23 protein-coding genes and 1 pseudogene are annotated in these 24,480 nt (G+C 71.9%); 19 read left to right on the plus strand and 5 right to left on the minus strand.

Annotated features, from left to right (window positions below):
- Positions 1-50: 50 nt before the first annotated feature.
- The 3 genes from lipA (at position 51) to ACFRIC_RS08040 (ending at position 2,318) form a co-directional block, all read left to right on the plus strand.
- Complete coding sequence (gene lipA, locus ACFRIC_RS08030) at positions 51-1,016, plus strand: lipoyl synthase (protein WP_103553050.1); 966 nt, start codon at positions 51-53, stop codon at positions 1,014-1,016.
- Between the two features lie 292 nt (positions 1,017-1,308).
- The gene (locus ACFRIC_RS08035) at positions 1,309-1,503 is read left to right on the plus strand and encodes a hypothetical protein (protein ID WP_365492415.1); all 195 of its coding nucleotides are present in this window, start codon (positions 1,309-1,311) and stop codon (positions 1,501-1,503) included.
- A 116-nt stretch (positions 1,504-1,619) separates the two neighbouring features.
- On the plus strand, positions 1,620-2,318 hold the full coding sequence (locus ACFRIC_RS08040; protein WP_382781191.1) for a DUF4191 domain-containing protein: 699 nt from the start codon (positions 1,620-1,622) through the stop codon (positions 2,316-2,318).
- A 559-nt stretch (positions 2,319-2,877) separates the two neighbouring features.
- On the opposite strand, the gene ACFRIC_RS08045 is transcribed toward ACFRIC_RS08040, so the two are convergent.
- The gene (locus tag ACFRIC_RS08045; protein WP_382781193.1) at positions 2,878-3,345 is read right to left on the minus strand and encodes an RDD family protein; all 468 of its coding nucleotides are present in this window, start codon (positions 3,343-3,345) and stop codon (positions 2,878-2,880) included.
- Between the two features lie 199 nt (positions 3,346-3,544).
- Here ACFRIC_RS08045 and glnA point away from each other — a divergent pair, with 199 nt between their 5' ends.
- The 5 genes and pseudogenes from glnA to ACFRIC_RS08070 all read left to right on the plus strand — a co-directional run.
- Positions 3,545-4,954 (plus strand): type I glutamate--ammonia ligase, encoded by a 1,410-nt coding sequence (glnA, locus tag ACFRIC_RS08050; RefSeq protein WP_382781196.1) that lies wholly within the window; start codon positions 3,545-3,547, stop codon positions 4,952-4,954.
- 223 nt (positions 4,955-5,177) lie between these two features.
- The gene (gene htpX, locus ACFRIC_RS08055) at positions 5,178-6,122 is read left to right on the plus strand and encodes a zinc metalloprotease HtpX (protein WP_382781199.1); all 945 of its coding nucleotides are present in this window, start codon (positions 5,178-5,180) and stop codon (positions 6,120-6,122) included.
- A gap of 4 nt (positions 6,123-6,126) precedes the next feature.
- Complete coding sequence (locus ACFRIC_RS08060) at positions 6,127-6,711, plus strand: hypothetical protein (RefSeq protein WP_382781202.1); 585 nt, start codon at positions 6,127-6,129, stop codon at positions 6,709-6,711.
- Positions 6,712-6,820: 109 nt separating this feature from the next.
- Positions 6,821-7,498, plus strand: coding sequence for a DUF1269 domain-containing protein (locus ACFRIC_RS08065; RefSeq protein WP_382781205.1), 678 nt, complete (start codon positions 6,821-6,823; stop codon positions 7,496-7,498).
- Positions 7,499-7,596: 98 nt separating this feature from the next.
- Positions 7,597-8,355: pseudogene (locus tag ACFRIC_RS08070) on the plus strand (alpha/beta hydrolase); the annotation flags it as partial.
- Positions 8,356-8,442: 87 nt separating this feature from the next.
- Here the strand turns inward: ACFRIC_RS08070 and ACFRIC_RS08075 are convergent.
- Positions 8,443-9,801 (minus strand): DUF2252 domain-containing protein, encoded by a 1,359-nt coding sequence (locus ACFRIC_RS08075; protein ID WP_382781208.1) that lies wholly within the window; start codon positions 9,799-9,801, stop codon positions 8,443-8,445.
- Between the two features lie 4 nt (positions 9,802-9,805).
- Entirely contained in the window at positions 9,806-10,336 is a 531-nt protein-coding gene (locus ACFRIC_RS08080; RefSeq protein WP_382781211.1) for a hypothetical protein, read from the minus strand.
- Positions 10,337-10,526: 190 nt separating this feature from the next.
- Here ACFRIC_RS08080 and ACFRIC_RS08085 point away from each other — a divergent pair, with 190 nt between their 5' ends.
- Entirely contained in the window at positions 10,527-11,723 is a 1,197-nt protein-coding gene (locus tag ACFRIC_RS08085; protein ID WP_382781214.1) for a winged helix DNA-binding domain-containing protein, read from the plus strand.
- Between the two features lie 124 nt (positions 11,724-11,847).
- Here the strand turns inward: ACFRIC_RS08085 and ACFRIC_RS08090 are convergent, their stop codons facing one another.
- Positions 11,848-12,156: a hypothetical protein gene (locus ACFRIC_RS08090; RefSeq protein WP_382781217.1), complete on the minus strand. Its 309-nt coding sequence runs from the start codon at positions 12,154-12,156 to the stop codon at positions 11,848-11,850.
- 164 nt (positions 12,157-12,320) lie between these two features.
- Here ACFRIC_RS08090 and ACFRIC_RS08095 point away from each other — a divergent pair, with 164 nt between their 5' ends.
- From ACFRIC_RS08095 to ACFRIC_RS08120, 6 genes are all read left to right on the plus strand, one after another.
- Positions 12,321-12,680 (plus strand): arsenate reductase family protein, encoded by a 360-nt coding sequence (locus tag ACFRIC_RS08095; protein ID WP_382781219.1) that lies wholly within the window; start codon positions 12,321-12,323, stop codon positions 12,678-12,680.
- Positions 12,681-12,865: 185 nt separating this feature from the next.
- Positions 12,866-13,543 (plus strand): hypothetical protein, encoded by a 678-nt coding sequence (locus ACFRIC_RS08100; RefSeq protein ID WP_382781222.1) that lies wholly within the window; start codon positions 12,866-12,868, stop codon positions 13,541-13,543.
- A gap of 441 nt (positions 13,544-13,984) precedes the next feature.
- Positions 13,985-15,013: a glutamine synthetase gene (gene glnII, locus ACFRIC_RS08105; RefSeq protein WP_382781225.1), complete on the plus strand. Its 1,029-nt coding sequence runs from the start codon at positions 13,985-13,987 to the stop codon at positions 15,011-15,013.
- A 435-nt stretch (positions 15,014-15,448) separates the two neighbouring features.
- Complete coding sequence (locus ACFRIC_RS08110; RefSeq protein WP_382781228.1) at positions 15,449-16,093, plus strand: winged helix-turn-helix domain-containing protein; 645 nt, start codon at positions 15,449-15,451, stop codon at positions 16,091-16,093.
- A 91-nt stretch (positions 16,094-16,184) separates the two neighbouring features.
- Positions 16,185-17,189 carry an NAD-dependent epimerase/dehydratase family protein gene (locus ACFRIC_RS08115; RefSeq protein ID WP_382781231.1) on the plus strand — a complete coding sequence of 335 codons (1,005 nt, stop codon included), beginning with the start codon at positions 16,185-16,187 and terminating at the stop codon, positions 17,187-17,189.
- A gap of 382 nt (positions 17,190-17,571) precedes the next feature.
- Positions 17,572-19,143: a DUF1996 domain-containing protein gene (locus ACFRIC_RS08120; RefSeq protein ID WP_382781234.1), complete on the plus strand. Its 1,572-nt coding sequence runs from the start codon at positions 17,572-17,574 to the stop codon at positions 19,141-19,143.
- A gap of 109 nt (positions 19,144-19,252) precedes the next feature.
- On the opposite strand, the gene ACFRIC_RS08125 is transcribed toward ACFRIC_RS08120, so the two are convergent.
- The gene (locus ACFRIC_RS08125; protein WP_382781237.1) at positions 19,253-19,690 is read right to left on the minus strand and encodes a hypothetical protein; all 438 of its coding nucleotides are present in this window, start codon (positions 19,688-19,690) and stop codon (positions 19,253-19,255) included.
- Positions 19,691-19,844: 154 nt separating this feature from the next.
- Here ACFRIC_RS08125 and ACFRIC_RS08130 point away from each other — a divergent pair, with 154 nt between their 5' ends.
- From ACFRIC_RS08130 to ACFRIC_RS08145, 4 genes are all read left to right on the plus strand, one after another.
- Complete coding sequence (locus ACFRIC_RS08130) at positions 19,845-20,354, plus strand: tetratricopeptide repeat protein (RefSeq protein ID WP_382781239.1); 510 nt, start codon at positions 19,845-19,847, stop codon at positions 20,352-20,354.
- A gap of 98 nt (positions 20,355-20,452) precedes the next feature.
- Entirely contained in the window at positions 20,453-22,381 is a 1,929-nt protein-coding gene (locus ACFRIC_RS08135) for a hypothetical protein (RefSeq protein ID WP_382781243.1), read from the plus strand.
- 111 nt (positions 22,382-22,492) lie between these two features.
- Positions 22,493-23,404, plus strand: coding sequence for a metal-dependent hydrolase (locus ACFRIC_RS08140; RefSeq protein ID WP_382781246.1), 912 nt, complete (start codon positions 22,493-22,495; stop codon positions 23,402-23,404).
- Complete coding sequence (locus ACFRIC_RS08145) at positions 23,404-24,462, plus strand: PDR/VanB family oxidoreductase (RefSeq protein WP_382781249.1); 1,059 nt, start codon at positions 23,404-23,406, stop codon at positions 24,460-24,462. The genes ACFRIC_RS08140 and ACFRIC_RS08145 overlap by 1 nt, the downstream gene beginning before the upstream one ends.
- Positions 24,463-24,480: the final 18 nt, after the last annotated feature.

Here is a 24,480-nt window from a genome sequence, read left to right on the forward strand (position 1 = left end):
ACGGGCGTACCCTGGTGTACGCCGAAGAATCGAAGCTACAGGGAGCCGATGTGTCCGCAGTCGCACCCGACGGACGCAAGATGCTGCGCCTGGAGGTCCGGAACAGCCAGACCCCCATCGAGCGCAAGCCCGAGTGGATCAAGACCCGGGCGAAAATGGGCCCCGAGTACACGAAGATGCAGGGCCTCGTGAAGAGCGAGGGCCTGCACACGGTCTGCCAGGAGGCGGGCTGCCCCAACATCTACGAATGCTGGGAAGACCGCGAGGCCACCTTCCTCATCGGCGGTGACCAGTGCACGCGGCGCTGCGACTTCTGCCAGATCGACACCGGCAAGCCGGAGGCCCTGGACCGCGACGAGCCGCGCCGTGTCGGTGAGTCCGTCGTCACGATGGACCTGAACTACGCCACGATCACCGGCGTCGCCCGCGACGACCTGGAGGACGGCGGCGCCTGGCTGTACGCGGAGACCGTCCGCCAGATCCACGCGCAGACGGCGGGCCGCGAGGCCGGACGCACCAAGGTCGAACTGCTCGCCCCGGACTTCAACGCCGAGCCCGAGCAACTCGCCGAGGTGTTCTCCTCGCGCCCCGAGGTCTTCGCCCACAACGTCGAGACGGTCCCGCGGATCTTCAAGCGGATCCGTCCGGGCTTCCGCTACGAGCGCTCGCTCAAGGTCATCACCGAGGCCCGTGACTACGGTCTGGTCACGAAATCGAACCTGATCCTCGGCATGGGCGAGACCCGCGAGGAGGTCAGCGAGGCGCTCCAGCAGCTCCACGAGGCCGGCTGCGAGCTGATCACGATCACGCAGTACCTGCGCCCCTCCGTGCGCCACCACCCCGTGGAGCGCTGGGTCAAGCCGCAGGAGTTCGTGGAGCTCAAGGAGGAGGCCGAGGAGATCGGCTTCTCCGGCGTCATGTCGGGCCCGCTGGTCCGCTCCTCGTACCGGGCCGGCCGGCTGTATCAGATGGCCGTCGAGAAGCGGGGCGCGTACGTCGCCTCCCAGGCGGTCTGATCCCCCGAACGGCACACGTTGCGAAAGGAAAGCGGTGGCACCGAGTGCCACCGCTTTCGTGTGAATCCGCGCACAGGCAACTCGCCCTTCACAACGGCCCGTTCACACCCCCTCACGGCATCCCCGCAGTTGAACGCCGCATCAGGAAGGGGGCCGGAAAAGGACCCGCGGTATCAAGGTTTCATTGGTGTTTGACCGCTCGGTCACGTACTGGTAACACCAATCAGTGACTCTGGTTCCACGTCACACCCGTCCCCGTCCGAGCCGTCGATCCCTAGGGGGGATCTCCATCATGCAGGCCGCGCCCGTACGCGCCACCGCGATTCCGTCGTTCACCGATGCACTGCGTGCCGTCGAGTCGTTGCTCATGAGCAGTGGGCAGCGCACCGCCCGCCGCAACGCCTGGACCTCCGTCCTGGAGGACCGTCGCCGAGCCAAGGACCGGGTCGAGGCGCAGCGCGTGCTGGAATCCGTCGTCCATTCCTGACCGGCGCCGCCCGGCACCGGTCGTTCCCGCCACGGCAGCCGCCTCGCCGCTGCCGCGACCCCGCTCGCCCGGTACTGCCGTCGTCGGCGCTTCGCGGGCCACGTAGACTCGTGGGCATGGCGAGGAAGGAACCCGCAGCGGACGCTGCGAACCCCGGGCGACTCAAGCAGATCGCTCAGACGTACAAAATGACCCGCAAGGCCGATTCCAAGATCGGTCTTGTACTCGCGGCTGTCGGAATTCTCACCCTCGGTGTTTTCCTCGCGATCGGCTTCTTGATCGGCCACCCGGTCTATCTCGGGATTCTCGGGCTTCTGCTCGCCTTCCTCGCGACGGCGATCGTCTTCGGGCGCAGGGCCGAGCGGGCCGCCTTCGGGCAGATGGAGGGCCAGCCGGGCGCGGCCGCGGCGGTGCTCGACAACATCGGCCGGGGCTGGACCACGACTCCGGCGGTCGCGATGAACCGCAGCCAGGACGTGGTGCACCGCGCGGTCGGCAAGGCCGGCATCGTGCTGGTCGCCGAGGGCAACCCGAACCGGGTGAAGACCCTGCTGGCCGCCGAGAAGCGGAAGATGGCGCGGATCGTCGCGGACGTCCCGGTGCACGACATTCTCGTGGGCACCGGCGAGGGCCAGGTCGAGCTGAAGAAGCTCCGCACGACCATGCTGAAGCTGCCGCGTGTGCTCGCCGGGCCCCAGGTCACGGCGACCAACGACCGGCTGCGCGCGATGGGCGACCTGATGAGCAACATGCCGCTGCCGAAGGGTCCGATGCCCAAGGGCATGCGGATGCCGCGGGGCGGTCCCAAGCGGTGACGCTCGCGCCGGCTTGACCAGTTCTACGGCGGTGGGGGGGGGGGGGGGGGGCCCGCCCCCCCCCCCCCCCCCGCAGCCGGGGCGGCGGGGGCGCGGGGCCCCCGCCCGGAGATCTCCGGGCACCCCACCGCCGTTTCCATGCCGTTCCGTCGGGCGCGGTACCGCCCCCGTTGCCACACGGCCCGCGTCGCGACGACCACCTTGCCCGCCGGGACACCGGACCGGGGGCCGAGTCCGCTGCGGTCGGAGTTGCCATGGCCAGGGCCACCTCGACCGGCCGGGACAGGGCCCCTCACGTGGCCGCCGGGCCGCTGACGCATGCCGATACCGTGCGGGCCGCCGCCTTCGGCCGCCGGACCCTTCACAGAGCCTCCGGGGCAGCGGGCCCACGCCATTTCCGTCGCCGGCCGGCTTGGCCCGCTGGGCCCTCAGCGGGCCGCCGGGGCAGGGGGCCCGTGCCATTGCCGTCGCCGGCCGCCCCGGGTCACCGAGCCCTCACCCGAGCCGCCGAGGCGGCGGGGCCGTGCATGGTGTGTGCCGTCCGTGGGAGCGGGGTGGGTCAGGTGCGGACTTCGATCGTGCGGGCGAGGCGGTCGTGGAGGCCCCGGCCGTCGCGGTCCCAGATCAGGGCCGGGACGGCCACGCACAGCAGCGCGGTGCGCAGCACGGCGCGCAGCGGGTTCAGCCGGCCGCCGCCCTCGGGCACGACGCGCAGACCCAGCAGCCGCTTGCCCGGAGTGAAGCCGACGGTACCGACCGTCAGGACGCCGAGGGCGAAGAAGACGAGCAGGGCCCAGTTCCCCGTAGCCTGGTCATAGCCGTCGGTGAGCAGCCCGTATGCGATCAGGAGGCACAGGCCCCAGTCGACGGCGAGGGCGCCCAGACGGCGCCCCGGGCGGGCGATCGAGCCCGGTCCGTGCTCCGGCAGACCGAGCTGTTCGCCCCGGTATCCGAAGTCGACTCCGGCTTCCTCCGCCGCCGCGCGGGGGCCGGAGAGCCACGATCCGATTGCTTGCCTGTTGTCCACCCGTCCAAGGTACTGTGCCCGTTTTGCCATACGGACAGGAGGGGCCCGCCCGGCCGAGGTCGGTTAACTTGGGCGAAACAAATGGGTCACGCTGGAGAAATCCCCCGTCCCTATGGTCGGCCCCAGCGTGTGCCACCGCACTGGCCGCACGAACGAACTACCACCCCGGTCCACAGTGGGCGGGAGTAGGAGGAGCTGGATGTTCCAGAACGCCGACGAGGCCAAGAAGTTCATCGCGGACGAGGACGTCAAGTTCGTCGATGTCCGTTTCTGCGACCTGCCGGGTGTGATGCAGCACTTCACGATCCCGGCCGAGGCCTTCGACCCGGCGGAGGAGCTCGCGTTCGACGGCTCCTCCATCCGCGGCTTCCAGGCCATCCACGAGTCCGACATGGCGCTCCGCGCCGACCTGTCCACCGCGCGCGTCGACCCCTTCCGCCGCGACAAGACGGTCAACATCAACTTCTTCATCCACGACCCGATCACGGGCGAGCAGTACTCCCGTGACCCGCGCAACGTGGCCAAGAAGGCCGAGGCCTACCTCGCGTCGACCGGTATCGCCGACACGGCGTACTTCGGTCCCGAGGCCGAGTTCTACGTCTTCGACAGCGTGCGCTTCAAGACCGCCGAGAACGAGTCGTTCTACCACATCGACTCCGAGGCCGGCGCCTGGAACACCGGTGCCATCGAGGACAACCGCGGTTACAAGGTCCGCTACAAGGGCGGCTACTTCCCGACCCCGCCGGTCGACCACTTCGCCGACCTGCGTGCCGAGATCTCCCTGGAGCTGGCCAACTCCGGCCTCCAGGTCGAGCGCCAGCACCACGAGGTGGGCACCGCCGGCCAGGCCGAGATCAACTACAAGTTCAACACGCTGCTCGCCGCAGCCGACGACCTCCAGCTCTTCAAGTACATCGTGAAGAACGTCGCCTGGCGCAACGGCAAGACCGCGACCTTCATGCCGAAGCCGATCTTCGGTGACAACGGCTCGGGCATGCACGTCCACCAGTCGCTGTGGAGCAACGGTTCCCCGCTGTTCTACGACGAGGCCGGCTACGCGGGCCTGTCGGACACCGCCCGCTACTACATCGGCGGCATCCTCAAGCACGCCCCGTCGCTGCTCGCCTTCACCAACCCGACGGTGAACTCGTACCACCGCCTGGTCCCCGGCTTCGAGGCCCCGGTCAACCTGGTGTACTCGCAGCGCAACCGCTCCGCGGCCATGCGTATCCCGATCACGGGCTCCAACCCGAAGGCCAAGCGCGTCGAGTTCCGCGCGCCCGACTCCTCCGGCAACCCGTACCTCGCGTTCGCGGCGCTGCTGATGGCCGGTCTGGACGGCGTCAAGAACAAGATCGAGCCGGCCGAGCCGATCGACAAGGACCTGTACGAGCTGGCTCCCGAGGAGCACGCGAACGTCGCCCAGGTCCCGACCTCGCTCCCGGCCGTCCTCGACTCGCTGGAGCGCGACCACGAGTTCCTGCTCGCGGGCGACGTCTTCACGTCCGACCTGATCGAGACGTGGATCGACTACAAGCGCACGAACGAGATCGCGCCGCTCCAGCTCCGTCCGCACCCGCACGAGTTCGAGCTGTACTTCGACGTGTAAGCCCGTCGGTCCCGCCGCGTACGTCTCGGCCGCGTCCTTCCTCCGGGAGGGGCGCGGCCGACGTGTTTCCCCCGCGCGCGACGGGCGCCGGCGGCGGGCGCGGGACCGCCCCTCCCCGGGGGAAGTTCTTTGCCCGCCGCAGGGCCTATCGGCACCGGTTCATGGGGAACCGCGGGCGCACAATGGAGAGCGGGACGAGTGCCCGACTGCGGGGTGGTGCGAGATGCGGAGCCGATTCCGGAACGACCGGGAGCTGACCGTGCGCATGACGGTCACGCTCTTCCTGCTCGGATTGCTGTACGTGGCCTTCGTCGCCGCGTTGATCGTGTTGCTGAAGTCGTGGGTGCTGGTCGTCGTGATCGCGGCCGGGCTCCTGATCGCGCAGTACTGGTTCTCGGACCGGATCGCGCTGTACGCCATGCACGGGCGGATCGTGGAGCGGGAGGAGTATCCCCAGCTCCACGGCGTCGTCGACCGGCTGTGTGCCGTGGCCGACATGCCCAAGCCGCTCGTGGCCGTCTCGGACATCGACATGCCGAACGCGTTCGCCACGGGGCGCAACGCCGACCACGCCGTGCTGTGCGTGACCACCGGGCTGCTGCGCCGCCTGGAGCCCGACGAGCTGGAGGGCGTCCTCGCGCACGAGCTGTCGCACGTCGCGCACAAGGACGTCGCCGTGATCACCGTGGCGTCCTTCCTCGGGGTTCTCGCCGGGCTGATCGTGCGGTTCGCGTTCTACTCGCAGCTCTTCGGCGGGCGGGGCCGCAAGGACCAGAACACCCTCGCGATCTTCATGGCGGTGATGGCGGTGTCCGCGGCCGTGTACGCGATCAGTTTCATGCTGATCAGGGCGCTCTCCCGGTACCGCGAACTGGCCGCCGACCGTTCCGCGGCCCTGCTCACCGGCCGCCCCTCGGCGCTGGCGTCCGCGCTGACCAAGGTGACCGGGGACATCGGCCGGATCCCGACGAAGGACCTGCGGACCGCGCAGGCCTTCAACGCCTTCTACTTCACCCCCGCGCTCGGCGCCCAGCCGGGCATCGCCAACCTGTTCTCGACCCACCCGAGCCTGGAGCAGCGGCTCGCGCAACTGGCTCGTATCTCCGCCGAGCTGGGCGAGCCCGCGGTGCCGGACGCGAGCGCCCCGGCTCCCGGAGAGGTTCTCTGACCGCATGGGGTTCCTGGACATCCTGCTGGGCCGCAGCAAGCCCACCGCACCCGACCTCGACCGGCTCTTCGGACTGCCGTCGGCGGCCGTGACCCTCCAGGCCGCGGCCGGGTTCACCCCGACCGGGACGGGGGCGGTGTGCTTCGCGTCCGTGGAGGGCGCCGCCTTCGCCGAGGCGCACCGGGAGGTGCGGGAGCTGCTGGACGCGGACACCGGGCGGACGGGCTCCCCGGTGGAGATCGGCCGGGACGAGTACGGCTACTCGTGGCTGGTCTCCCGGCGCGCCCCCGACGACCTGCCGGCGCTGGTGAGCGATCTCCACGCGGTCAACAGCTCGCTGGAGGGCACCGGCTTCGGTCCTCAGCTCCTGTGTTCCGTGGTGACCTTCGAGGACGCCGGGAAGCGGCGGCTCGGCCTGGTCTACCTCTACAAACGCGGGACCTTCTATCCCTTCGCGCCGCTCGCCGGCGAGGGCGAGCGGCGCGACAACGCGCTCGAACTCCAGGTCAAGGCCGCCCTGGCCGACGACCTGCGCATCGAGCAGGACCTCGCCCGCTGGTTCCCGATCTGGGGCGCGCCGGGCCTGTGACGCCCCGGCCGAAGGCGCCCGGCGCCGGCCGCTCATCCGGATTTCTCCCGACTGCACCCCATCCCATATCCCTATAAAGTCGTACGGAATCGACACAAGGGGTGCCCTCATGAGCAATCTGTTCGTCGTCGCCTACAACGATGTCGCCACCGCGAGCCAGGTGCGCGACAAGCTGTTCGAGCTGTCGAAGCAGCATCTCGTCGAGCTGGAGGACGCGGTCGTCGTCGAGCGGAGCGAGGACGGCCGGATCAAGCTGCACCAGGCGGTCAGCCACACGGCCGTCGGCGCGGCGGGCGGCGCGCTGTGGGGCGGTGTCATCGGGCTGCTCTTCCTGGCGCCGCTGCTCGGCGCGGCGGTGGGCGCGGCGGCCGGTGCCGCCGGGGGCGCCGTCACGGACACCGGCATCAACGACAAGTTCATGAAGGATCTCAGCCAGAATCTGCGGCCGGGCGCGGCCGCGCTGTTCGTCCTCGTCAAGCAGGCCGCCGGGGACAAGGTGATCCCGCAGATCGCCGAGTTCGGCGGCCAGTTGGTGCAGACCTCGCTGAGCCAGGAGCAGGAGGACCACCTGCGCAAGGCGGTCGCGGCGGCCCAGGCGAAGTCGGCCGCACCCGCCACGGACACGGCCGCCGCACCCGCCACGGGCACGGCCGCCGCCCCCGGCGCGGGCCCGGCTGCCGCCACCGCCGCGGGCTCGGCTCCCGCCCCCGGCGCGGGTGCGGCGGGCGCTCCGGCCGCGGCCGGCACCGGCGAGCCGGACGCGAACGGCGCTCCCGCCGCTTCCTGAGCGACACGGCCCCTCCCGCCGACCGGTCACCCCCGGAGGGGAGTTGTCCGGCCCCTCCCGCCTCGGGTGCCGTGCGGTCGGCGTGCGTAAATGGGCGGATGCTCTCCCCTTTCACGCATGACCACGACGGTGAACGACTGAGCTGCGTCGGCAGCCACGGCGACGGCACCAGCGACGGCGCGGCGACCGCCGTCCTGCTGCACGGCGCGGGCAACGGCAGCAAGGAACGGCTGCTCCCGCTGCTCGGCGACTTCGCGGCCCGCGGCTGCGCGGGACTCGCGTTCGACTTCTCCGGACACGGCGAAAGCACCGGCACACTGGGCGAGTTGAGCCTCAGGCGGCGTTTCGAGCAGGCCGTGTCGGTGATCGACGCGACGGTTCCCGCGGACGCCCCGCTGGTCCTGGTCGGGTTCAGCATGAGCGGCCAGACGGCAGCCGATCTCGCCCGGCACTACGGGGGACGCGTGGTGGCGCTCGTGCTGTGCGCGCCCGCCGTGTACGCCGCCGAGGCCTGGCCGCTTCCGTTCGCGGACGCGGAGAGCGGGAGCGCCCCGGGGCAGGACGGCCCGGAGGCACCGAGCCGCTTCAGCCGGATCATCCGCACCCCGGAGAGCTGGCGGCAGGCTCCCGCGTTCGACGTGCTGCGGGCCTACGAGGGACGGGCGGTGCTCGCCGTACCGGCCACGGACGCGGTCGTCCCGCCCGCCGTCACGCGGGCCGTCGCCGACGCGCTCGCCGCTCGCGCCGACTTCACCCGCTTCGAACTGCCCGACGCCGATCACTTCCTGGGTCTCTGGTTCCGCGACCACGCCGAGGACCGGCGCCGGCTCGTGGACCTCGCGCTCACCGGGCTCGGCGCCCCGGCGGCGGCCGACGCCTGACCGGCCGCGCGGCCCGTGCGGCCCGTGCGGCCGGGCCGACGCCTACCGGCCGAGCCGCGCGGCTCACACCCCGGGGGCCGCCGGGACCACGCCCGCGATGACCGCCGCGCCCAGTGCCGCGTGGTCGCTGGCGTTGCGGTCCGTGTAGCGCAGCGCGAAGTCCGCGACGGCACGCTCGAAGGTGTCGGCGCCGCCGAGGTAGGCGGCGATCGCGACACGGTCGCCGGAGCGGGCGTGCGCGCGGGCCAGGGCCGTGCCGCACAGCCGGGCGTAGGAGCGCAGTTCGGCCGGGCTCATGCCGGCGATGTCCGCGGGCCCCTTCGTGTCGTGGAGCTGGCGCCAGTAGAAGGCGCGTCCCTCGGGGCCGGTCGTCCAGCCGAGGAAGGCGTCGCCGGCGGCCTGCATGAGCCGCTGGCCCGCGACGACCCGGCGCCCGGGATGGACGTACGGGCCGCTGGGCAGATGTTCCTCCAGCACGGACCGTCCGGCCTGCTTGATCTGGAGGAACAGCGGGTCGTCGGCGTCACGCCCGGCGAGCAGCACGATGAAGCAGCGGGTGCCGACGCTGCCCACGCCGACGGTCTTGCGGGCCGCGTCGACGAACCGGTAGCGGTCGAGGAGCAGCCGGCGTTCCTCGGGGAGCGTGGAGCGGTAGTCGCTGAAGATCTTGCGGAGCGAGGCCATGTCCATGGCTCCGGCCGGCTCCAGCAGGGGCGGGTCGTGGACGATGCGGCGGCGTCCGCCGACGGTCTCGGTGAGTTTGCCGAGCGCCTGCAGGCTGGTGCGGCGGCGGGCCCGGGTGAGGGTGGCCTCCGCACGCCGGCGGCGGCGTCCCGAGCGGACCAGCGGCAGCAGCAGATCGGCGTCGATGTGCTGGTACCAGACGGTCAGTTCGCCCTGCCGGGCCAGTCGCCGTACGGCCTCGCGGTACTGCCCGGCGGCGGCCCGCGCCGCGCCGAAGACGTGCTCCTCCTTGTGCCCGTTCTCCCGGGCCGCGACCGCGACACTGGCCGCGAGCCGTTTGACGTCCCACTCGAAGGGGCCGGGGAAGGTCTCGTCGAAGTCCTTGAGGTCGAAGAGCAAGGGGCGTTCCGGGGCGGCGTACAGCCCGAAGTTCAGCAGGTGGGCGTCCCCGCAGAGCTGGACGGTGAGCCCGGTGTGGGGCTGGGCGGCCAGGTCGGCCGCCATGACGGCGGCGCCCCCGCGCAGGAACGCCAGCGGTGAGGCCGCCATCCGGGCGTAGCGGATCGGCAGCAGTTCCGGGAGCCGCTCCCTGCCCTGGGCCTGGAGGAGGCCGACGGGGTCGGGGCGGTCGGCGGCGGGGATCCAGGTGCCGTGCGCGGACCGGGGCACCCGTTTGCGGGCCGCCCGGCCCAGGGCGGCCCGGTCCGCGGTGGTGGCCGTGACGCTGTTGCGGAGCACGCGGTCAGTGCCTCACGGCGCGGGCGACGTCGGTCTTGACGTCGCCGGTGAGGGAGCGGTTGCTGCGGGCGGTGGCGTCCTTGGAGGCGCTCGCCGCCACGTCGTTCACGCTCACGACGGTCGTGTCGAGGAGGTTGCCGCTCTGGTCGCGGAAGTCGACCTGGACGACGTACGACTTCGCCGAGGAGGTGGGGTTGGTGGCCGTCACCTTGACGGTGGCGCGTCCGTCGGAGTCGGGGCTCGCGGTCCCGTCGATCTTCACCTCGTCCTTGGCGTCCACGCCGCCCTTGAACTCGTCGAACTTCCGGCCGGCCTCCGCGGTCGCGGAGGCGAGCGCGTCACCGGCCTCGGTGGCGGCGGAGGCGGCCTCGGAGACGGCGGACGCGGCCCGGGAAGCGGCGGACGCGGCCTTGGAGGCGGTTCCGGAGGGGCTGCTGTCGTCGGAGCAGGCGGTCAGTTGCGCGGCCAGGGCCGCCACCACGGACCCGGCCAGGATCAGCCGGACCGGTCCTCGTATGCGGTCCCTGCGCTGCATCGTCTCTCCCCACGTGGTCCTGGTTCGCCTCCGGATCCCGCTTCCTCGCGGTGGCCCCAGTCAAGGCCGCGGGCAGGTCCGCCGCATGCCCGGCTGCGTCCAACGGGTGAACCCCGTCCCGTGGCGGGCGGGCGTTCGGCAGGATGAGGAGCGCGGAGTACGGAGCACGGAGCGACCGGACGGAGACGACGTGACGGGGAAGCCGCGGCACATCGGGGTGGCGGAACGGCGGGCACGGCTCGGGCTGCGGCAGCGGCTAGCGGGCACGGCACGGGGCACGACCCCCGAGGAGGTGGCGGACTCCCTGGTCGCGCTGCACGGCACCGACCCGGCGACGGTGTATCTGGCGGTGGGCGCGCGGCTCGCGGACGCCCGGGAGACGGTGGCGCGGGTGGAGCGGTCGCTGTACGAGGACCGTTCACTCGTACGGATGCACGGCATGCGGCACACCGTGTTCGTGTTCCCCAGCGCCCTGGCGGCCGTCGTGCACGCCTCGACGGGGCTGGACATCGCCGCGAAGGCCCGGGCCGGACTGGTCAAGGACATGGCCACCGGAAGCGGCGGGCGGCTGACCGAGGAGTGGCTCGACGAGGTCGAGGCGTCCGCGCTCGCCGCGCTGGCCCGGCGCGGACAGGCCACCGTGAACGAACTCACCGGGGACGAGCCGCGGTTGAAGGAGCAGTTCGCCTACGCGGCCGGGAAGAGCTACGAGGGGGTGCACACCGTGTCGTCCCGTCTGATGCGGGTGCTGGGGGTCGAGGGCCGGGTGGTGCGGGGGCGGCCGCTCGGGTCCTGGACGTCGAGCCAGTTCCGCTGGGCGATCGCGCCGCCGCATCCCGCGCTCCCGCCCGCCGAGGCCCGCTCCGAGCTGCTGGGCCGCTGGCTCAGGGCGTGCGGGCCCGCCACCGAGGCGGACCTGAAGTGGTGGACGGGGTGGAAGGTCACCGACGTACGGCGGGCGCTGGCCGCGAGCGGGGCGGTCGCCGTGTCGCTCGACGACGGGCTCACGGGGTATGTGGCGGCGGGCGACGAGGGCCCGGTCGACGAGCCGGGGGCGCCGTGGGCCGCCCTCCTGCCCGCTCTCGACCCGGCGCCCATGAGCCGGGCGGAGCGGGACTGGTTCCTCGAACCGTCCCTGCGGCCGGCCCTGTTCGACCGCAGCGGCAATGTCGGGCCGACGGTGTGGTGGGACGGGCGGGTGGTCGGCGGGTGGGCGCAGCGGCCCGACGGTGAGATCGTCTGGCGGCTGACGGCCGGCGAGGGCGTCGGCCGCGAGGCCCGGGACGCGATCGCGGCGGAGGCCGAGCGCCTCCAGGCATGGGTGGGCGGCACCCGGATCACACCCCGCTTCCGGACACCCCTGGAACGGGAGCTGTCGGCGGAGTGAGCCGGGCACCGGCGCCTCGACCACACGGGCGCCGGGCTCGGGACCGGTGCCGGAATCGGGACCGGTGCCGGGTGCCCGTGAAGCGGGGTGGGCACCCGGCACCCTCAGCGGCGCGCTCGGACGCTCAGCGCGCGTACCTCATCAGGGCACGCACCATGTGGCACGTGGTGTCCGACGGCGGGTGCACGCCGATGAGCAGCGCTGTGCTGCGGATCTTCTCGTCACGGGCCTGGTTCGGCACGTAGACGCCGGAGTCGAGCAGGGCTATGGCGAGTCGCATCGCCTTGAGCCGGCGGTTGTGCGTGACGTACCAGTCGCGGGGGCGCCCCGGCGGGAGCGGACGCTTCTCCACGGGCTCGTACGGCAGCTCCATCGGGACCGCCGTCCTGGATGTGGACTGAGTGGGCAGCGGCTTCAGTGCGGCAGCGGGCACAGGCATCCTCCTGTCGCGGTCAGGGCGCCGTCCGGACCCCCCGGCGACACCCTCGAACACTGCTTCTATTCTACCGCCGCGCACTGACAATCGCCGCTGGCCACAGGGCCTTTGGGGGTGCCGTGACAGCAGTGTCCGAGGGGGTCTGCCGTACCGTGTGCGGCATGGAGATCTGGATCAATCCGGCCTGTTCGAAGTGCCGCAGCGCGATCAGCCTGCTCGACGCCGAGGGCGCCGAGTACACCGTCCGCCGCTATCTGGAGGACGTGCCCTCCGAGGACGAGATCCGAGGCGTCCTCGATCGTCTCGGCCTCGAACCCTGGGACATCACGCGGACCGGCGAGGCCGAGGCGAAGGAGCTGGGGCTCAAGGACTGGGCGCGGGAGACCGGTTCACGGGACCGGTGGATCAAGGCGCTGTCCGAGCATCCGAAGCTCATCCAGCGGCCGATCATCACCGCGGACGACGGGACGGCGCTGGTGGGCCGCACGGAGGAGGCGGTACGGGAGGCCCTGTCCCGCTAGCCGGGCCGCCCGCCCCGGTCGGCGGGCCCCCGCCCGACGGGGCGACCCTCGTCCGCCCGGCCGGGCCGCCCTCCCCAACTCCCGTGTGATCCACGTTACTTAAGTGAATGCCGTAACCGTTGAGTAACTGCGTTCGGCATCTCGTACATAGCGACGTAACGCTCCCCCACTCTCTGGAGGCGCGCATGTCGCGTAGGAGAACTCTCAGCACCAAGAAGAAGATCGCCCTGCTGGTCAGCGCGGCGACCGTGGCCGGCGGCGGGGCCTTCGCCCTGGCCGCCACCTCGAACGCGGCCTCCGTGCAGACCGCTCAGTCCTCGGTGGCATGCCAGGGCCTGGCCACCGCGCTCGGCAACAACCAGAATTTCATCGCGGACCAGAAGGCCCACCCCGACTCTCAGTCGGCGGCCAGGATCGCGAACCGTGAAGCGGTCATCGCGCAGATCAAGGTTCAGCAGCAGGCGTCCGGCTGCGCTGTCGGGGAATCGGCTCAGGGCTCCCAGACCGGCCAGCAGAACGCTCAGCAGCCCGCCCAGTCCGCGCCGGCCCAGGCCGCCACCAAGCCCCCGGCGCAGAGCGCCCCCGCGAACAACGCGGGCGCCGGCGCCGCCACCGGCCAGCAGGTCTGCAACGGTTCGACCGTCACGCTCTCCGGCGAGGGCGGCGCACCGGCCGCGTCCAGCAACCAGTTCCCGGCCGGGACGAAGCTGAAGGTGACCAACCTGGACAACAACAAGTCCACGACCGTTCAGGTCACCTCGGTCTCCGGCAGTTGTGTCCTGCTGAACAACGCGGCCTTCGAACAGGTCCGGGAGCCGGGCAAGTTCCTGATCCGCCGGGCCCGCATCGAGAAGGTGGGATAACGGGCAGATCCCTCCGAAAGCCCTGTCGTCGCCGACCCGTCCACGGGCCGGGGGCGGCGGGGCTTTCGCATGGGCGGACGGCCCTTCACGGAGCCACGCGACATCCGCCTCGTACGGACAACTCGCCCTGAAACCGGGCGGATCACACCTGACCGCTCTCACCCGGATCGCATACGAGCGGCCCCCCGCGGGGCCTCCGGCACCACGGCGAGGGGGCCGTCCGGACAATCGCGGTCGCGAACGATCACAAGCGGACAGCCGCGGCGGAACGGGTCGTGTGAGACCGGGCACATACGCCCCAGGTAACACGGGGTTCACATTCGGGCAATGCTCGGGAAATCGCTGGTTGACAGGCTTTCGGCCATCCCCGGCGGCGCCCCAGTGCCGCAGCGCCGCCGCACCCGCAAGTGCGATCAAGACCCACCCCGAAGGATGTGGCCCGTGAGCTTCAAGGCTGAGTACATCTGGATCGACGGCACCGAGCCGACGGCCAAGCTCCGTTCCAAGACGAAGATCCTGGCCGACGACGCCAAGGGTGCGGAACTGCCGATCTGGGGCTTCGACGGCTCCTCCACGAACCAGGCCGAGGGGCACTCCTCGGACCGCGTACTCAAGCCCGTGGCCAGCTACCCGGACCCGATCCGCGGCGGCGACGACATCCTCGTCCTGTGCGAGGTCCTGAACATCGACATGACGCCGCACGAGTCCAACACCCGTGCCGCGCTGGCCGAGGTCGCGGAGAAGTTCGCCGCGCAGGAGTCGATCTTCGGCATCGAGCAGGAGTACACCTTCTTCAAGGGCGCCCGTCCGCTCGGCTTCCCCGAGGGCGGCTTCCCGGCCGCGCAGGGCGGCTACTACTGCGGTGTCGGCGCGGACGAGATCTTCGGCCGTGACGTCGTCGAAGCGCACCTGGACAACTGCCTCAAGGCGGGCCTCGGCATCTCCGGCATCAACGCCGAGGTCATGCCCGGTCAGTGGGAGTTCCAGGTCGGCCCGCTGTCGCCGCTGGAGGTCTCGGACCAGCTCTGGGTCGCCCGCTGGCTGCTCTACCGCACCGCCGAGGACTTCGACATCTCCGCGACGCTGGACCCGAAGCCGGTGAAGGGCGACTGGAACGGCGCGGGCGCGCACACCAACTTCTCCACGAAGGCGATGCGCGAGGGCTACGACGCGATCATCACCGCGTGCGAGTCGCTCGGTGAGGGTTCCAAGCCGATGGACCACGTCAAGAACTACGGCGCCGGCATCGACGACCGTCTGACGGGCCTGCACGAGACCGCCCCGTGGAACGAGTACAGCTACGGCGTCTCCGACCGCGGCGCCTCGGTCCGCATCCCGTGGCAGGTCGAGAAGGACGGCAAGGGCTACATCGAGGACCGCCGTCCAAACGCGAACGTCGACCCGTACGTCGTGACGCGCCTCATCGTCGACACCTGCTGCACCGCCCTGGAGAAGGCCGGCCAGATCTGATCCCGCCCGGTTTCCGAGGGGGCGCCCACCGTCACGGTGGGCGCCCCCTCGCGTTCCCGTCGGGGGCCCGCCCGACACCCGCCCGACGCCCGCCCGACCGACCCGGTCCGCCCGGCGTCGGCTTCGCGCCAAGAAGGCGTCCGAGCAGTGAGAGGAGGCTCCTGTTGCGGTCCTGTGTCTGCTTCAATGGGTTCATGGCCAACTTCCAGAAGTGCGTAGCGACGGGTCGCCATGACCTCGAGCCCTTCTGGCCCTCCCGTCAGCACCACGACTTCGACCGGGTGTGTTGTCGCGCGACGAACGCGCCGGCCCTCTAAAGCCGTACACCCCGGCCTTCGGCCAGCGCGCACGACGTACGTCCTCGACGGCTCCGACCACGAACTCGCGGTCGTCGAACCTCCCGACGAACTTCTCGCGCGAAAGAGCTGACCTCTCATGGCGACCACTCGTTCCCTCTCCTCCGTCGCAACCCCTCCCGCCCCTTCGGCCTCCCCGGCACGGCACCGACTGCGCGCCGTCGACCGGGACGAGGACTGGGGCCTTCCCCGCCCGGACGAACCCGCGAGCCCGGGGTACGACGGGGCCACCTTCCTCCCGCCGGGCGCCACCTGGCTGCCCGCTCCGCAGAACGCCCTGCCCGTGCTGCCGGGACAGCCGCCGATGATCGGCTACCTGGTCCTCGTGCCGGCGGACCAGCAGCCCCTGCTGCCGCTCGCCGTGACGGGCCGGGCCGGGCACCCGGCCGCCCCCGGCGCCCCGGCCGACACCGCGGGCGAGGGCCTCGTGGACCCGCTGGTGCGCGTCGACACGGTGCAGCGCACCGCCGAGGTCGACGGACGCGTACTGGACCTGACCTACCTGGAGTTCGAGCTGCTCTCGCATCTCGTCCGCCATCCGCACCGGGTGCACACCCGCGACCAACTGGTCTCCACGGTCTGGGGCTACGGACACGTCGGCGACGGACGGACCGTCGACGTCCATGTCGCCCGGCTGCGCCGCAAGCTCGGCGCCCAGCACCGCCAGGCCATCCAGACGGTGCGCCGGGTGGGGTACAAGTACACCCCGCCGACGGGCCGTTGATCCACAGGTCCACGGAACGGCCCGGCCCCGCACGTCTTCTGTCAGCAGATTCGCGTGCCGCGGGGCGGGCCGTGCGGGCAGAGTCGTCCGTATGACACGCAGACTTCTGATGCTGGGCGGTACGGAGTTCGTGGGGCGCGCGGTCGTGGAGGCCGCGCTCGCGCGCGGATGGGAGGTCACCGTCTTCCACCGCGGACGGCACGAACCCCCGCCCGGAACGCGGTCGCTGCTGGGCGACCGCACCGCGCCGGACGGGCTCGCGGCACTCGCCGGGACCACGGACACGTGGGACGCCGTCGTCGACACCTGGTCGGCGGCGCCGCGGGCGGTCCGGGACGCGGCCCGTCTGCTGGCCGGGCGGGCGGCCCGGTACGTGTACGTGTCGAGCTGCTCGGTGTACGCGTGGCCCCGCGCCGCCGGGTACGCCGAGGACGCGCCGCTCGTGGAGGGCGCCTCGGCCGACGCGGACGCGACCGACTACGCCCGGGACAAGCGGGGCGGGGAACTGGCCGCCGTCGAGGCCTTCGGCGCCGCGCGTTCGCTGCTCGTCCGGTGCGGACTGATCCTCGGGCCCTACGAGAACGTCGGGCGGCTGCCGTGGTGGCTGAACCGCATCGCGGCGGGGGGTCCGGTGCTCGCCCCCGGGCCGCGCGACCTGCCGATCCAGTACGTCGACGTCCGGGACCTGGCGGAGTGGACCCTGGACGCCGTGGAGGCGGAACTCGACGGGGCGTACAACCTGGTGAGCGCCCCAGGGCACAGCACCATGGGGGCGCTGCTCGACGCGTGCCTCCGGGTGACCGGGGCGCGGGCCGAGCTCCGCTGGACGGACCCCGAGACCGTGCTCGGCGCCGGGATCGAGCCGTGGACGCAGCTTCCGGTGTGGGTGCCGCCGAGGAGCGAGCTGCACACCTCGGTGTACTCGGGCGATGTCTCACGCGCCCTGCGGACGGGGCTGCGGTGCCGGCCCGTCGAGAAGACGGTCGAGGACACCTGGGGCTGGCTCCGGTCACTCGGCGGTACCGCGCCCCAACGCGCCGACCGGCCGGGGGTGGGACTGGATCCCGCGGTGGAGGCGAAGGTCCTCGAAAGCTGAATGCCGGCAATTCCCGGCCGTCCGTTCCGGCCCCACCGCACCGACGGGTGCGGTGGGGCCGGAACAGTCGGAACGGTCCCGAACTCGACTTTCCACCAGGGCAGTTGGAGTCCGCCGGCCACACCGGGCGACGACCGGCAGTAGCCCTCCCGAAACCCCCGGCTACTGAATACGAGTCAAGAAATCACTCTCAAACCTGAATTCCGAGATCAACTCCCGGAAATTCGCGGGCTTCTGGGACCATTGTGACCGAATTGGCCTCACGACTTTCCAAGATTTCTTCGAGACCCCTGAACACCTCCCGCACCTCCTGCGTATGGAATGGAGCCGCTTCACTCCTGTCGGGCGCCTCGCTGCCCCGCAAGGAAGTCAGAGGAGTTCCATGGGACGCAACATTCGAAAACGCCGTTCGCCGCTGGCCGTTCGCGCCATCGCCGCGTCGGCAGCGCTCGCGATCGGCGGGGGTGGGCTGGTCTGGGCGAATTTCTACGCCTCGGCGCACGAGAGCAACTCGGGCCGGAACACCACCAAGGCCGCGCCCGCGCAGGTCGCCACCATCCAGTGTCCGGACGTCGGCCAGAAGCTGTCCAACGTCCCGAACCAGGCACGGGGTCAGGTCGACGGGGAGCTGGCGACACTCGACCAGCAGATCACCGCCGCCTACCAGCGTCTCGCGACCACCCGTGACGCGCAGGCCAGGGACGCGAGCTTCGTCCAGAACTCCATCCTCACGCCGCTGAAGCAGAACCGTTCGGTGATCATCGACCGGATCAAGCTGGAGATCAACCGCGTCGGCGGCAAGGCTCCGGGCTGGCTCGACGGGCTCTCCACCTGCACGGGACAGCCCGCGAGCGGGCAGACCAACGGCGGGCAGAACAACGGCGGCGCCACGGCGGCCCCGTCCGCCGGCGCGAGCGCCAGTGCCGGTGCCGGTGCCGGCGCGGGTGCGGGTGCGGGTGCCGGTGCCGGTGCCTCCGCGAGTGCGAGCGCCCCCGCCGCAGGCGGCGGTGCGCAGGCGGGCAACGGCGGACAGGCCGGCAACGGCCCGGTCGCGGCCGACTTCGTCGACATCACGAAGGTCCAGCCGAACGTCGCCCGCAAGGCCCGGACGCAGGCGGCCGGTTCGGCCGGTACGTTCACGACGTCCTGCGGTGTCAACGCGAACAAGAAGTTCAACACGGACAACGTGATCGTGGCTCCCGGTGTCACCAACGGTGCGCACCACCTGCACGACTACGTCGGCAACCAGTCGAACGACGCCTTCGCCACCAACGACACCTTCGCGGCGGCCCAGACGTCCTGCGCCAACCAGGGCGACAAGTCGTCGTACTACTGGCCGGTCGTGCGTATCCAGAACGGCACGCAGGACTTCGACCAGAACAACCTGGGCGGCGGCAAGGAACTCAACGTCGGCCAGATCCAGCAGGTGAAGCAGGCGCAGATCAAGTTCGTCGGCAACCCGGCGAGCAAGGTCGTCGCGATGCCGAAGTTCCTGCGCATCATCACCGGTGACGCGAAGACCACGACCAACGGTCTCGCGAACGCCAACGCGCACTGGAGCTGCACCGGCTTCGAGAACAAGGTGCAGCTCACCCAGCAGTACCCGATCTGCCCCCGCGGCAGCACCGTGGTGCGCACCTTCGCCTTCCAGAGCTGCTGGGACGGCGTGAACGCGGACAGCGCCAACCACCGTACGCACGTGGCCTTCGCCGACGCCCAGGGCAACTGCGCCAACGGCTTCAAGGCGATCCCGCAGCTCACGATGCGCCTGGTCTACGGCTTCCGGGCCCCGACCCTCACCAACGGGCAGATCAAGAACGCCTACGCGGTGGACGGTTTCCCGGAGCAGCTCCACAAGGCCGCCACCGACCACGACGACTTCATCAACGTCTTCGACGAGAACCTGATGAACAAGATGGTCACCTGCATCAACAACGGTCAGCGTTGCAAGTAACACCCTGAAGCGAAGGCCGGTGACGGGATCTCCCGTCACCGGCCTTCCGCCGTGTGGGCCCGGATCCCGGCCGGTCGGCCGCCGGGACGGCCGGGCCGGGATCCCGTGGTCAGCCGCTGTGGTGACCGGAGTGACCGGCCCCGTGCTGGGTCCCCTGCTCCAGGGTTCCGCCGAGATGGCCGCGCAAGGTCGTGACCATCTTCTGGTCCCCGACCGCCACCCACTTGGCGCCCACGAGGTACGAGCCGCCGTAGTCCTTGGCCCCGTCGAGCCACTCGCGCTGGCCGCGGTCGGTGGCGAAGGTCGCCAGGATGAACTTGCCGGTGCTGATCTTGCAGACACCCTGGCGGATCTCGTCCGCGTCGGTCTGGATGCTCGGCTTGCACTTCACCTCGGCGGCCAGCTCCTCCAGACTGCCGGTCGCCGTGGCCGGGACGGTCTCCTTCGCGGCACCGTCCTTGCCGTCCGATCCGCCGCCGCAGCCGGTCAGGGCCAGCAGGGCGGCCGCGGCCGCCCCGGCCAGAAGCTTCCCGCGTGTCAACCTCATACGTTCCTCCGGTACCTGTCGGCGTTCACGCCGAGAAGAGCCCCGGCGAGGGCTCTGTCTTCGATACGGCTGCGGGCGCTCCCCTGCTCAATGCGCCCCGGCGCGGGCGGGAACCCGGTACCGCCGGGGACACGGCTGTGCGAGGGTGGCACCCGTGAACGAAGACTGGGAAGAGCGTACGGCGGCGGCCTGGGCCCGCTTCGACGACTACGAGGAAGAGCGGGCGGCGGACTTCCGGGCGGTGATCGACGCGCTGGTCGCCGAACTGCCCGAGGGCAGCCCTCTGGGCCCCTTCGAGCAGGCCTGTTCCTGGGACTCGACGGGCCACTCGGACAAGGCCGTCCCTCTGTACCGGGAGGCACTCGCCCGCGGCCTGAGCGGGTACAAGGGCCGCCGGGCGAAGATCCAGCTCTCCAGTTCACTGCGGAACATCGGACAGGCGGACGAGGGCGTCAAGCTGCTCACTCCCGAACTGGTCGCCCCCTCGGACGAGTTGGACGACGCGGTACGGGCCACGCTGGCGCTCTGCCTCGCCGACCTCGGCCGCGAACGCGAGGGCCTGGCCCTGGTGATCGGCGCACTGGCCCCCCATCTGCCGCGCTACCAGCGGTCGATGGCGAACTACGCCCGCCTTCTCGTGGAACCCGGGGAGTCCGCGGACTGAGTCCCGGACGGCTCCGCGAAGCCCCGCCGGTCCCGCGGAGGAGCCCGGCCGCCCGCCGGGGCCGGTGACCATCCGCCCATTCGCTCGTTCTGCTGAACGTGCAGTCACAGGATGTAGCCCCGCGCCCCGCACCCTCCTCCGGAGCGGTCGTCGACGTCGAGCAGGCCGAGGCCGCGCTCGTCGAGCACTACCCGCGGCTGGTCCGGCTCGCCTATCTGATGCTCCCGCCGAGCCTCGGCCGCAACCGGCGCGTGCTGACCGCGCACGCCCTCACCCAGCGCGCGCTGCCCCGGGGCCGGGCGGCGGGCGACGCCTCGGTGATCCCCGCCCAGCAGAGCGGCGGCGGCCGTGACGGCGACCCCGGCTACGCCTTCGTACGCCTCCAGGTGGTGCGGACGGCGCTGGAGGCCGGGCTGCCGCTCAAGCGGTGGGCGTGGCCCAAGCGGGCCCAGCTTCCGCCGTTCCTCCCCCAGGTGTGGGGCCTGCGGCTCTTCCCGCGCTCGGGCGGCGCCGACGAACTGGCCCTGGACCAGCGGCTGTCCGCGCTCTCGGGGCCGGCCCGGGCCGCGTACGTGCTGCGCGGGCTGGAGCGGCTGGCCGACCCGCGGCTGCGCCAGGTGCTGACGGCCGCGGGGGTCGAGGACCCGGCCGCGGCGCTGAAGGAGGCCTCGGCCGTCGAGGCGCGCGACGCGCTGCTCGACTCCCCCGAGTTCGACCCCTGCTCGCTGCAGGCCCGGCCCACCGATCTGATGCGGCGCCGGCAGCACATGAAGGCCGCCCTCGCCGCCACCGCCGCCGTGGCCGTGTGCGGCGCGCTGCTCGCGCTGCCCGGCGACGGCTGGGGCCCGGACGGCGCCGCGGCCCCCTCCTACGCCCAGAACCCGGCCGCCGAGGCCGCGCTCGACCCGGCCAAGGTGCAGCGGGTGGCGGCCGCGGCCTGGGAGTCCTCCGCGCGCACCGACTTCTCCGTCTGGCCCGCGCGCGGCGGTCTCGTCGACGACTCCGCGCTGCTGCGCCGCGCGCTCGCCGTCTGGGCCAGGCCCGGCGAGTCCGTCCAGGTCTCGGCGACACCCGGCACCCCCTCCGGGGCCCCGCCCGGACCGCCCCAACTGCTGTACGCGGGCGAGGTCGACCAGGCCCGCGTGGTGCTCCTCTACGACGGTCTGCGCGTCGTGCGCTACGCGGAGCCGAAGGACGGGACGGGCGGCGCGGCCCTCGACTTCGCGCGGGTCGACGGGGCGAAGGGGGCGGAGGCGAGCGCGGTCGTGCTGGGCCGGGCCGACGGCAACGTCCGCTATCTGACGGCCCCCTGGGTGACCAAGGCCGCCGAGCGCGACCTGCTGAAGCCCTCCGCCGGGGCGATGGACCTCACGCTGTCCGCCGACGGCTCCACCTCCCCGCTGGCCGGACCGCCGGCGACCGGCGCGTGCACGTCGTGGAACGTGCTCCAGGTGCAGGACGCCTCGGGCACCCGGCTGCTGTCCGACCTCGGCGAGCTGGTCCCGGCCCATCTCACGGCGGGCCGGCCGGCCGCGCCCCGGGAGGCGGCGGGAGCGGAGAGCCTGCGGGAGTGGGCGCCCTTCGCGTGCTCGCTGGCCTCGGCGCGCTCGCAGGGCGTGCGGACCGTGAACGCCTGGGAGTACGCGCGCCAGCCGCTGCCGGACGGGAGCGGATCGGGCGACTGGGTGTGCACGCGCGCCGACACCTGGCGGGGCGGCGGCACCCGGGTGATGGCCCAGTTCCGCACCCCGGGCGGACCGTACGGGGCGGTCGCCGCGCAGGCCGCGAACTCCCCCGCCTGCGGCTCCCGCGATCCGCACGTGCTCGCCGGTGTGCTGTGGAAGTCGGGCGCGGGGGTGTGGTATCTCCTCGCGGCCGGCGGCAAGGGCACGGCCTCGGTGGAGGCGACGGGCGGGGTGCGCGGCTCGGCGGCGGGGCCCCTGCTCACCGTACGGACGACGCAGGGGGCGCGGGCCGAGCTGAAGGGAACCCTGACGGACGGCCGGGGCATCACCGGGCTGCGCTGAAGGCCCGTACCGCACAATGGGCCGGACACCCGGCGCGGACTGCTGACACCGACGTAAACAAGTGGGCGCACAGGGCTTCTCCGAGCGCCTACCCGTCAGTACATTGACGCCATGTCTAACACGCAGGCCCGGCAGCCCCGGCCGGTCGAGTCCGAGCGGACGGCCCTCACGGCACGGAAGGTGTCGTTCTCGTGGGAGGACACACCGCTGCACTGGGTGCCCGACGAGCCGTTCGCCACGCACACGATGAACGTGCTGCACCTGCTGCTGCCGGCCGGCGAGCGCTGGTTCGTGCACGTGTACCGGCAGGTCCTGCCGCTCATCCGGGACGAGCGGCTGCGCGAGGACGTCATCGGGTTCATCGGGCAGGAGGCCACGCACTCGCAGGCGCACGACGAGGTGCTGCCCCACCTGGCGGAACTCGGGCTCGACCCGACGCCGTACACCGCGCAGGTCGACTGGCTCTTCGAGAAGCTGCTCGGCGACCGGACGCTGCCCCCGGGCCGGGCGCGCCGCTGGTGGCTGCTGGAGCGCGTCGCCCTGATCGCCGCGATCGAGCACTACACCGCCTTCCTCGGCGACTGGATCCTGAACGCGGGAGAACTGGACCGGCGCGGGGCCGATCCGGTCATGCTGGATCTGATGCGCTGGCACGGCGCGGAGGAGGTCGAGCACCGCTCGGTGGCGTTCGACCTGTTCCAGCACCTCGACGGCAGCTATCGCAGACGCGCGCGGACCTGGGCGACCGCCTTCACCGCGCTCGTCTTCCTGTGGCAGCGCGGCGCCCGTTTCTTCATGGAGAACGATCCGACCCTCGTGAACGGCAGGGCGAGCTTCAAGGACTTCTACGTCAGCGGCAAGCGGGGCGTGCTGCCGCCGACCGGGGACCTGCTCAGGTCCGTCCCGCGCTACCTCAGCCGCACCTACCACCCCTCGCAGGAGGGCTCCACCGAGCAGGCCATCGCCTATCTCGCCTCCTCCCCGGCCGCCACGGCCGCCGAGAAGAACACGGGTGCCGCGTGATGCCCAGGCTGCGGACCGTCGTCGCCGTCGCCGGCGCGGCCGTGCTCGTACGACGCGCGATGCGCCGCCGGATCGAGGCGTCACCGCTGTGGCCGCTGCCCGCCCTGGAAGAACCCCTCTCCGGCCGGCCCCGCACCCGGGCCCTGCGACTGCGGGTCGCCCGGCACGAGCTCGTCGCCGACGGTGTCGTCCTGACGCGCCTGGAGGGAGCCGGCCTGCCACCCCTGCCGCCCTGGCGGCCGGGAGCCCACCTCGACCTGGTGCTGCCCTCCGGGCTCGTCCGGCAGTACTCCCTGTGCGGGGATCCCGAGGACCGTTCGGCGTACACCGTCGCGACCCGGCTCGTCGAGGACGGGCGGGGCGGCTCGCGCGAGGTGCACGAGGACCTCCGTGAGGGCATGCGGGTCGAGGTGCGCGGGCCCCGCAACCGCTTCCCGCTCGTGGCGGCACCGGCGTACGTCTTCGTCGTGGGCGGGATCGGGATCACCCCGGTGCTGCCGATGCTGCGGTCCCTCCCGGAGGGCACCGACTGGCGGCTGCTGTACGGCGGCCGGACCCGGGCCTCGATGCCGTTCCTGGAGGAGATCGAGAAGCTGGACGGCTCTAAGGTCACCGTCGTCGCCGAGGACGAGGACGGACTGCCGGACCTGGACGCGCTGTTCGCGGATCTCGTCCCGGGCACGGCGGTCTACTGCTGCGGGCCCGACGGACTCATGGCGGCGGTCGCGGCCCGGATCCCGGACGGCGCGGAACTGCACCTGGAGCGGTTCACCGCCCGCGCGCCCGACGGCGGCGACGGCGCCTTCGAGGTCGAACTGCGGCGCAGCGGACGCACGGTGACCGTGCCCGCCGGCACGACGGTCCTCGCCGCGGTCCGCGCGGAGCTGCCCGGCACGCTCTACTCCTGTGAGCAGGGGTTCTGCGGAACCTGCCGGCAGCGCGTCCTGGAAGGGGAGATCGAGCACCGCGACGAACTGCTGACGGACGCGGAGCGTGACGACTCGATGCTCATCTGCGTCTCGCGGACACGAGGTGGGCGAATCGTGCTGGACATGTGAACATCCGCCGCCCGTACC

Source organism: Streptomyces sp. NPDC056738, from assembly GCF_042790435.1.
GTDB lineage: Bacteria > Actinomycetota > Actinomycetes > Streptomycetales > Streptomycetaceae > Streptomyces.

Excerpts from the sequence above, each read along its gene's own strand:
- ACFRIC_RS08035 (WP_365492415.1), top strand. The coding sequence starts at position 1,309 with ATGCAGGCCGCGCCCGTACGCGCCACCGCGATTCCGTCGTTCACCGAT.
- ACFRIC_RS08040 (WP_382781191.1), top strand. The coding sequence starts at position 1,620 with ATGGCGAGGAAGGAACCCGCAGCGGACGCTGCGAACCCCGGGCGACTC.
- glnA (WP_382781196.1), top strand. The coding sequence starts at position 3,545 with ATGTTCCAGAACGCCGACGAGGCCAAGAAGTTCATCGCGGACGAGGAC.
- htpX (WP_382781199.1), top strand. The coding sequence starts at position 5,178 with ATGCGGAGCCGATTCCGGAACGACCGGGAGCTGACCGTGCGCATGACG.
- ACFRIC_RS08060 (WP_382781202.1), top strand. The coding sequence starts at position 6,127 with ATGGGGTTCCTGGACATCCTGCTGGGCCGCAGCAAGCCCACCGCACCC.
- ACFRIC_RS08065 (WP_382781205.1), top strand. The coding sequence starts at position 6,821 with ATGAGCAATCTGTTCGTCGTCGCCTACAACGATGTCGCCACCGCGAGC.
- ACFRIC_RS08080 (WP_382781211.1), bottom strand. The coding sequence starts at position 10,336 with ATGCAGCGCAGGGACCGCATACGAGGACCGGTCCGGCTGATCCTGGCC.
- ACFRIC_RS08095 (WP_382781219.1), top strand. The coding sequence starts at position 12,321 with ATGGAGATCTGGATCAATCCGGCCTGTTCGAAGTGCCGCAGCGCGATC.
- ACFRIC_RS08100 (WP_382781222.1), top strand. The coding sequence starts at position 12,866 with ATGTCGCGTAGGAGAACTCTCAGCACCAAGAAGAAGATCGCCCTGCTG.
- ACFRIC_RS08110 (WP_382781228.1), top strand. The coding sequence starts at position 15,449 with ATGGCGACCACTCGTTCCCTCTCCTCCGTCGCAACCCCTCCCGCCCCT.
- ACFRIC_RS08115 (WP_382781231.1), top strand. The coding sequence starts at position 16,185 with ATGACACGCAGACTTCTGATGCTGGGCGGTACGGAGTTCGTGGGGCGC.
- ACFRIC_RS08120 (WP_382781234.1), top strand. The coding sequence starts at position 17,572 with ATGGGACGCAACATTCGAAAACGCCGTTCGCCGCTGGCCGTTCGCGCC.
- ACFRIC_RS08125 (WP_382781237.1), bottom strand. The coding sequence starts at position 19,690 with ATGAGGTTGACACGCGGGAAGCTTCTGGCCGGGGCGGCCGCGGCCGCC.
- ACFRIC_RS08140 (WP_382781246.1), top strand. The coding sequence starts at position 22,493 with ATGTCTAACACGCAGGCCCGGCAGCCCCGGCCGGTCGAGTCCGAGCGG.
- ACFRIC_RS08145 (WP_382781249.1), top strand. The coding sequence starts at position 23,404 with ATGCCCAGGCTGCGGACCGTCGTCGCCGTCGCCGGCGCGGCCGTGCTC.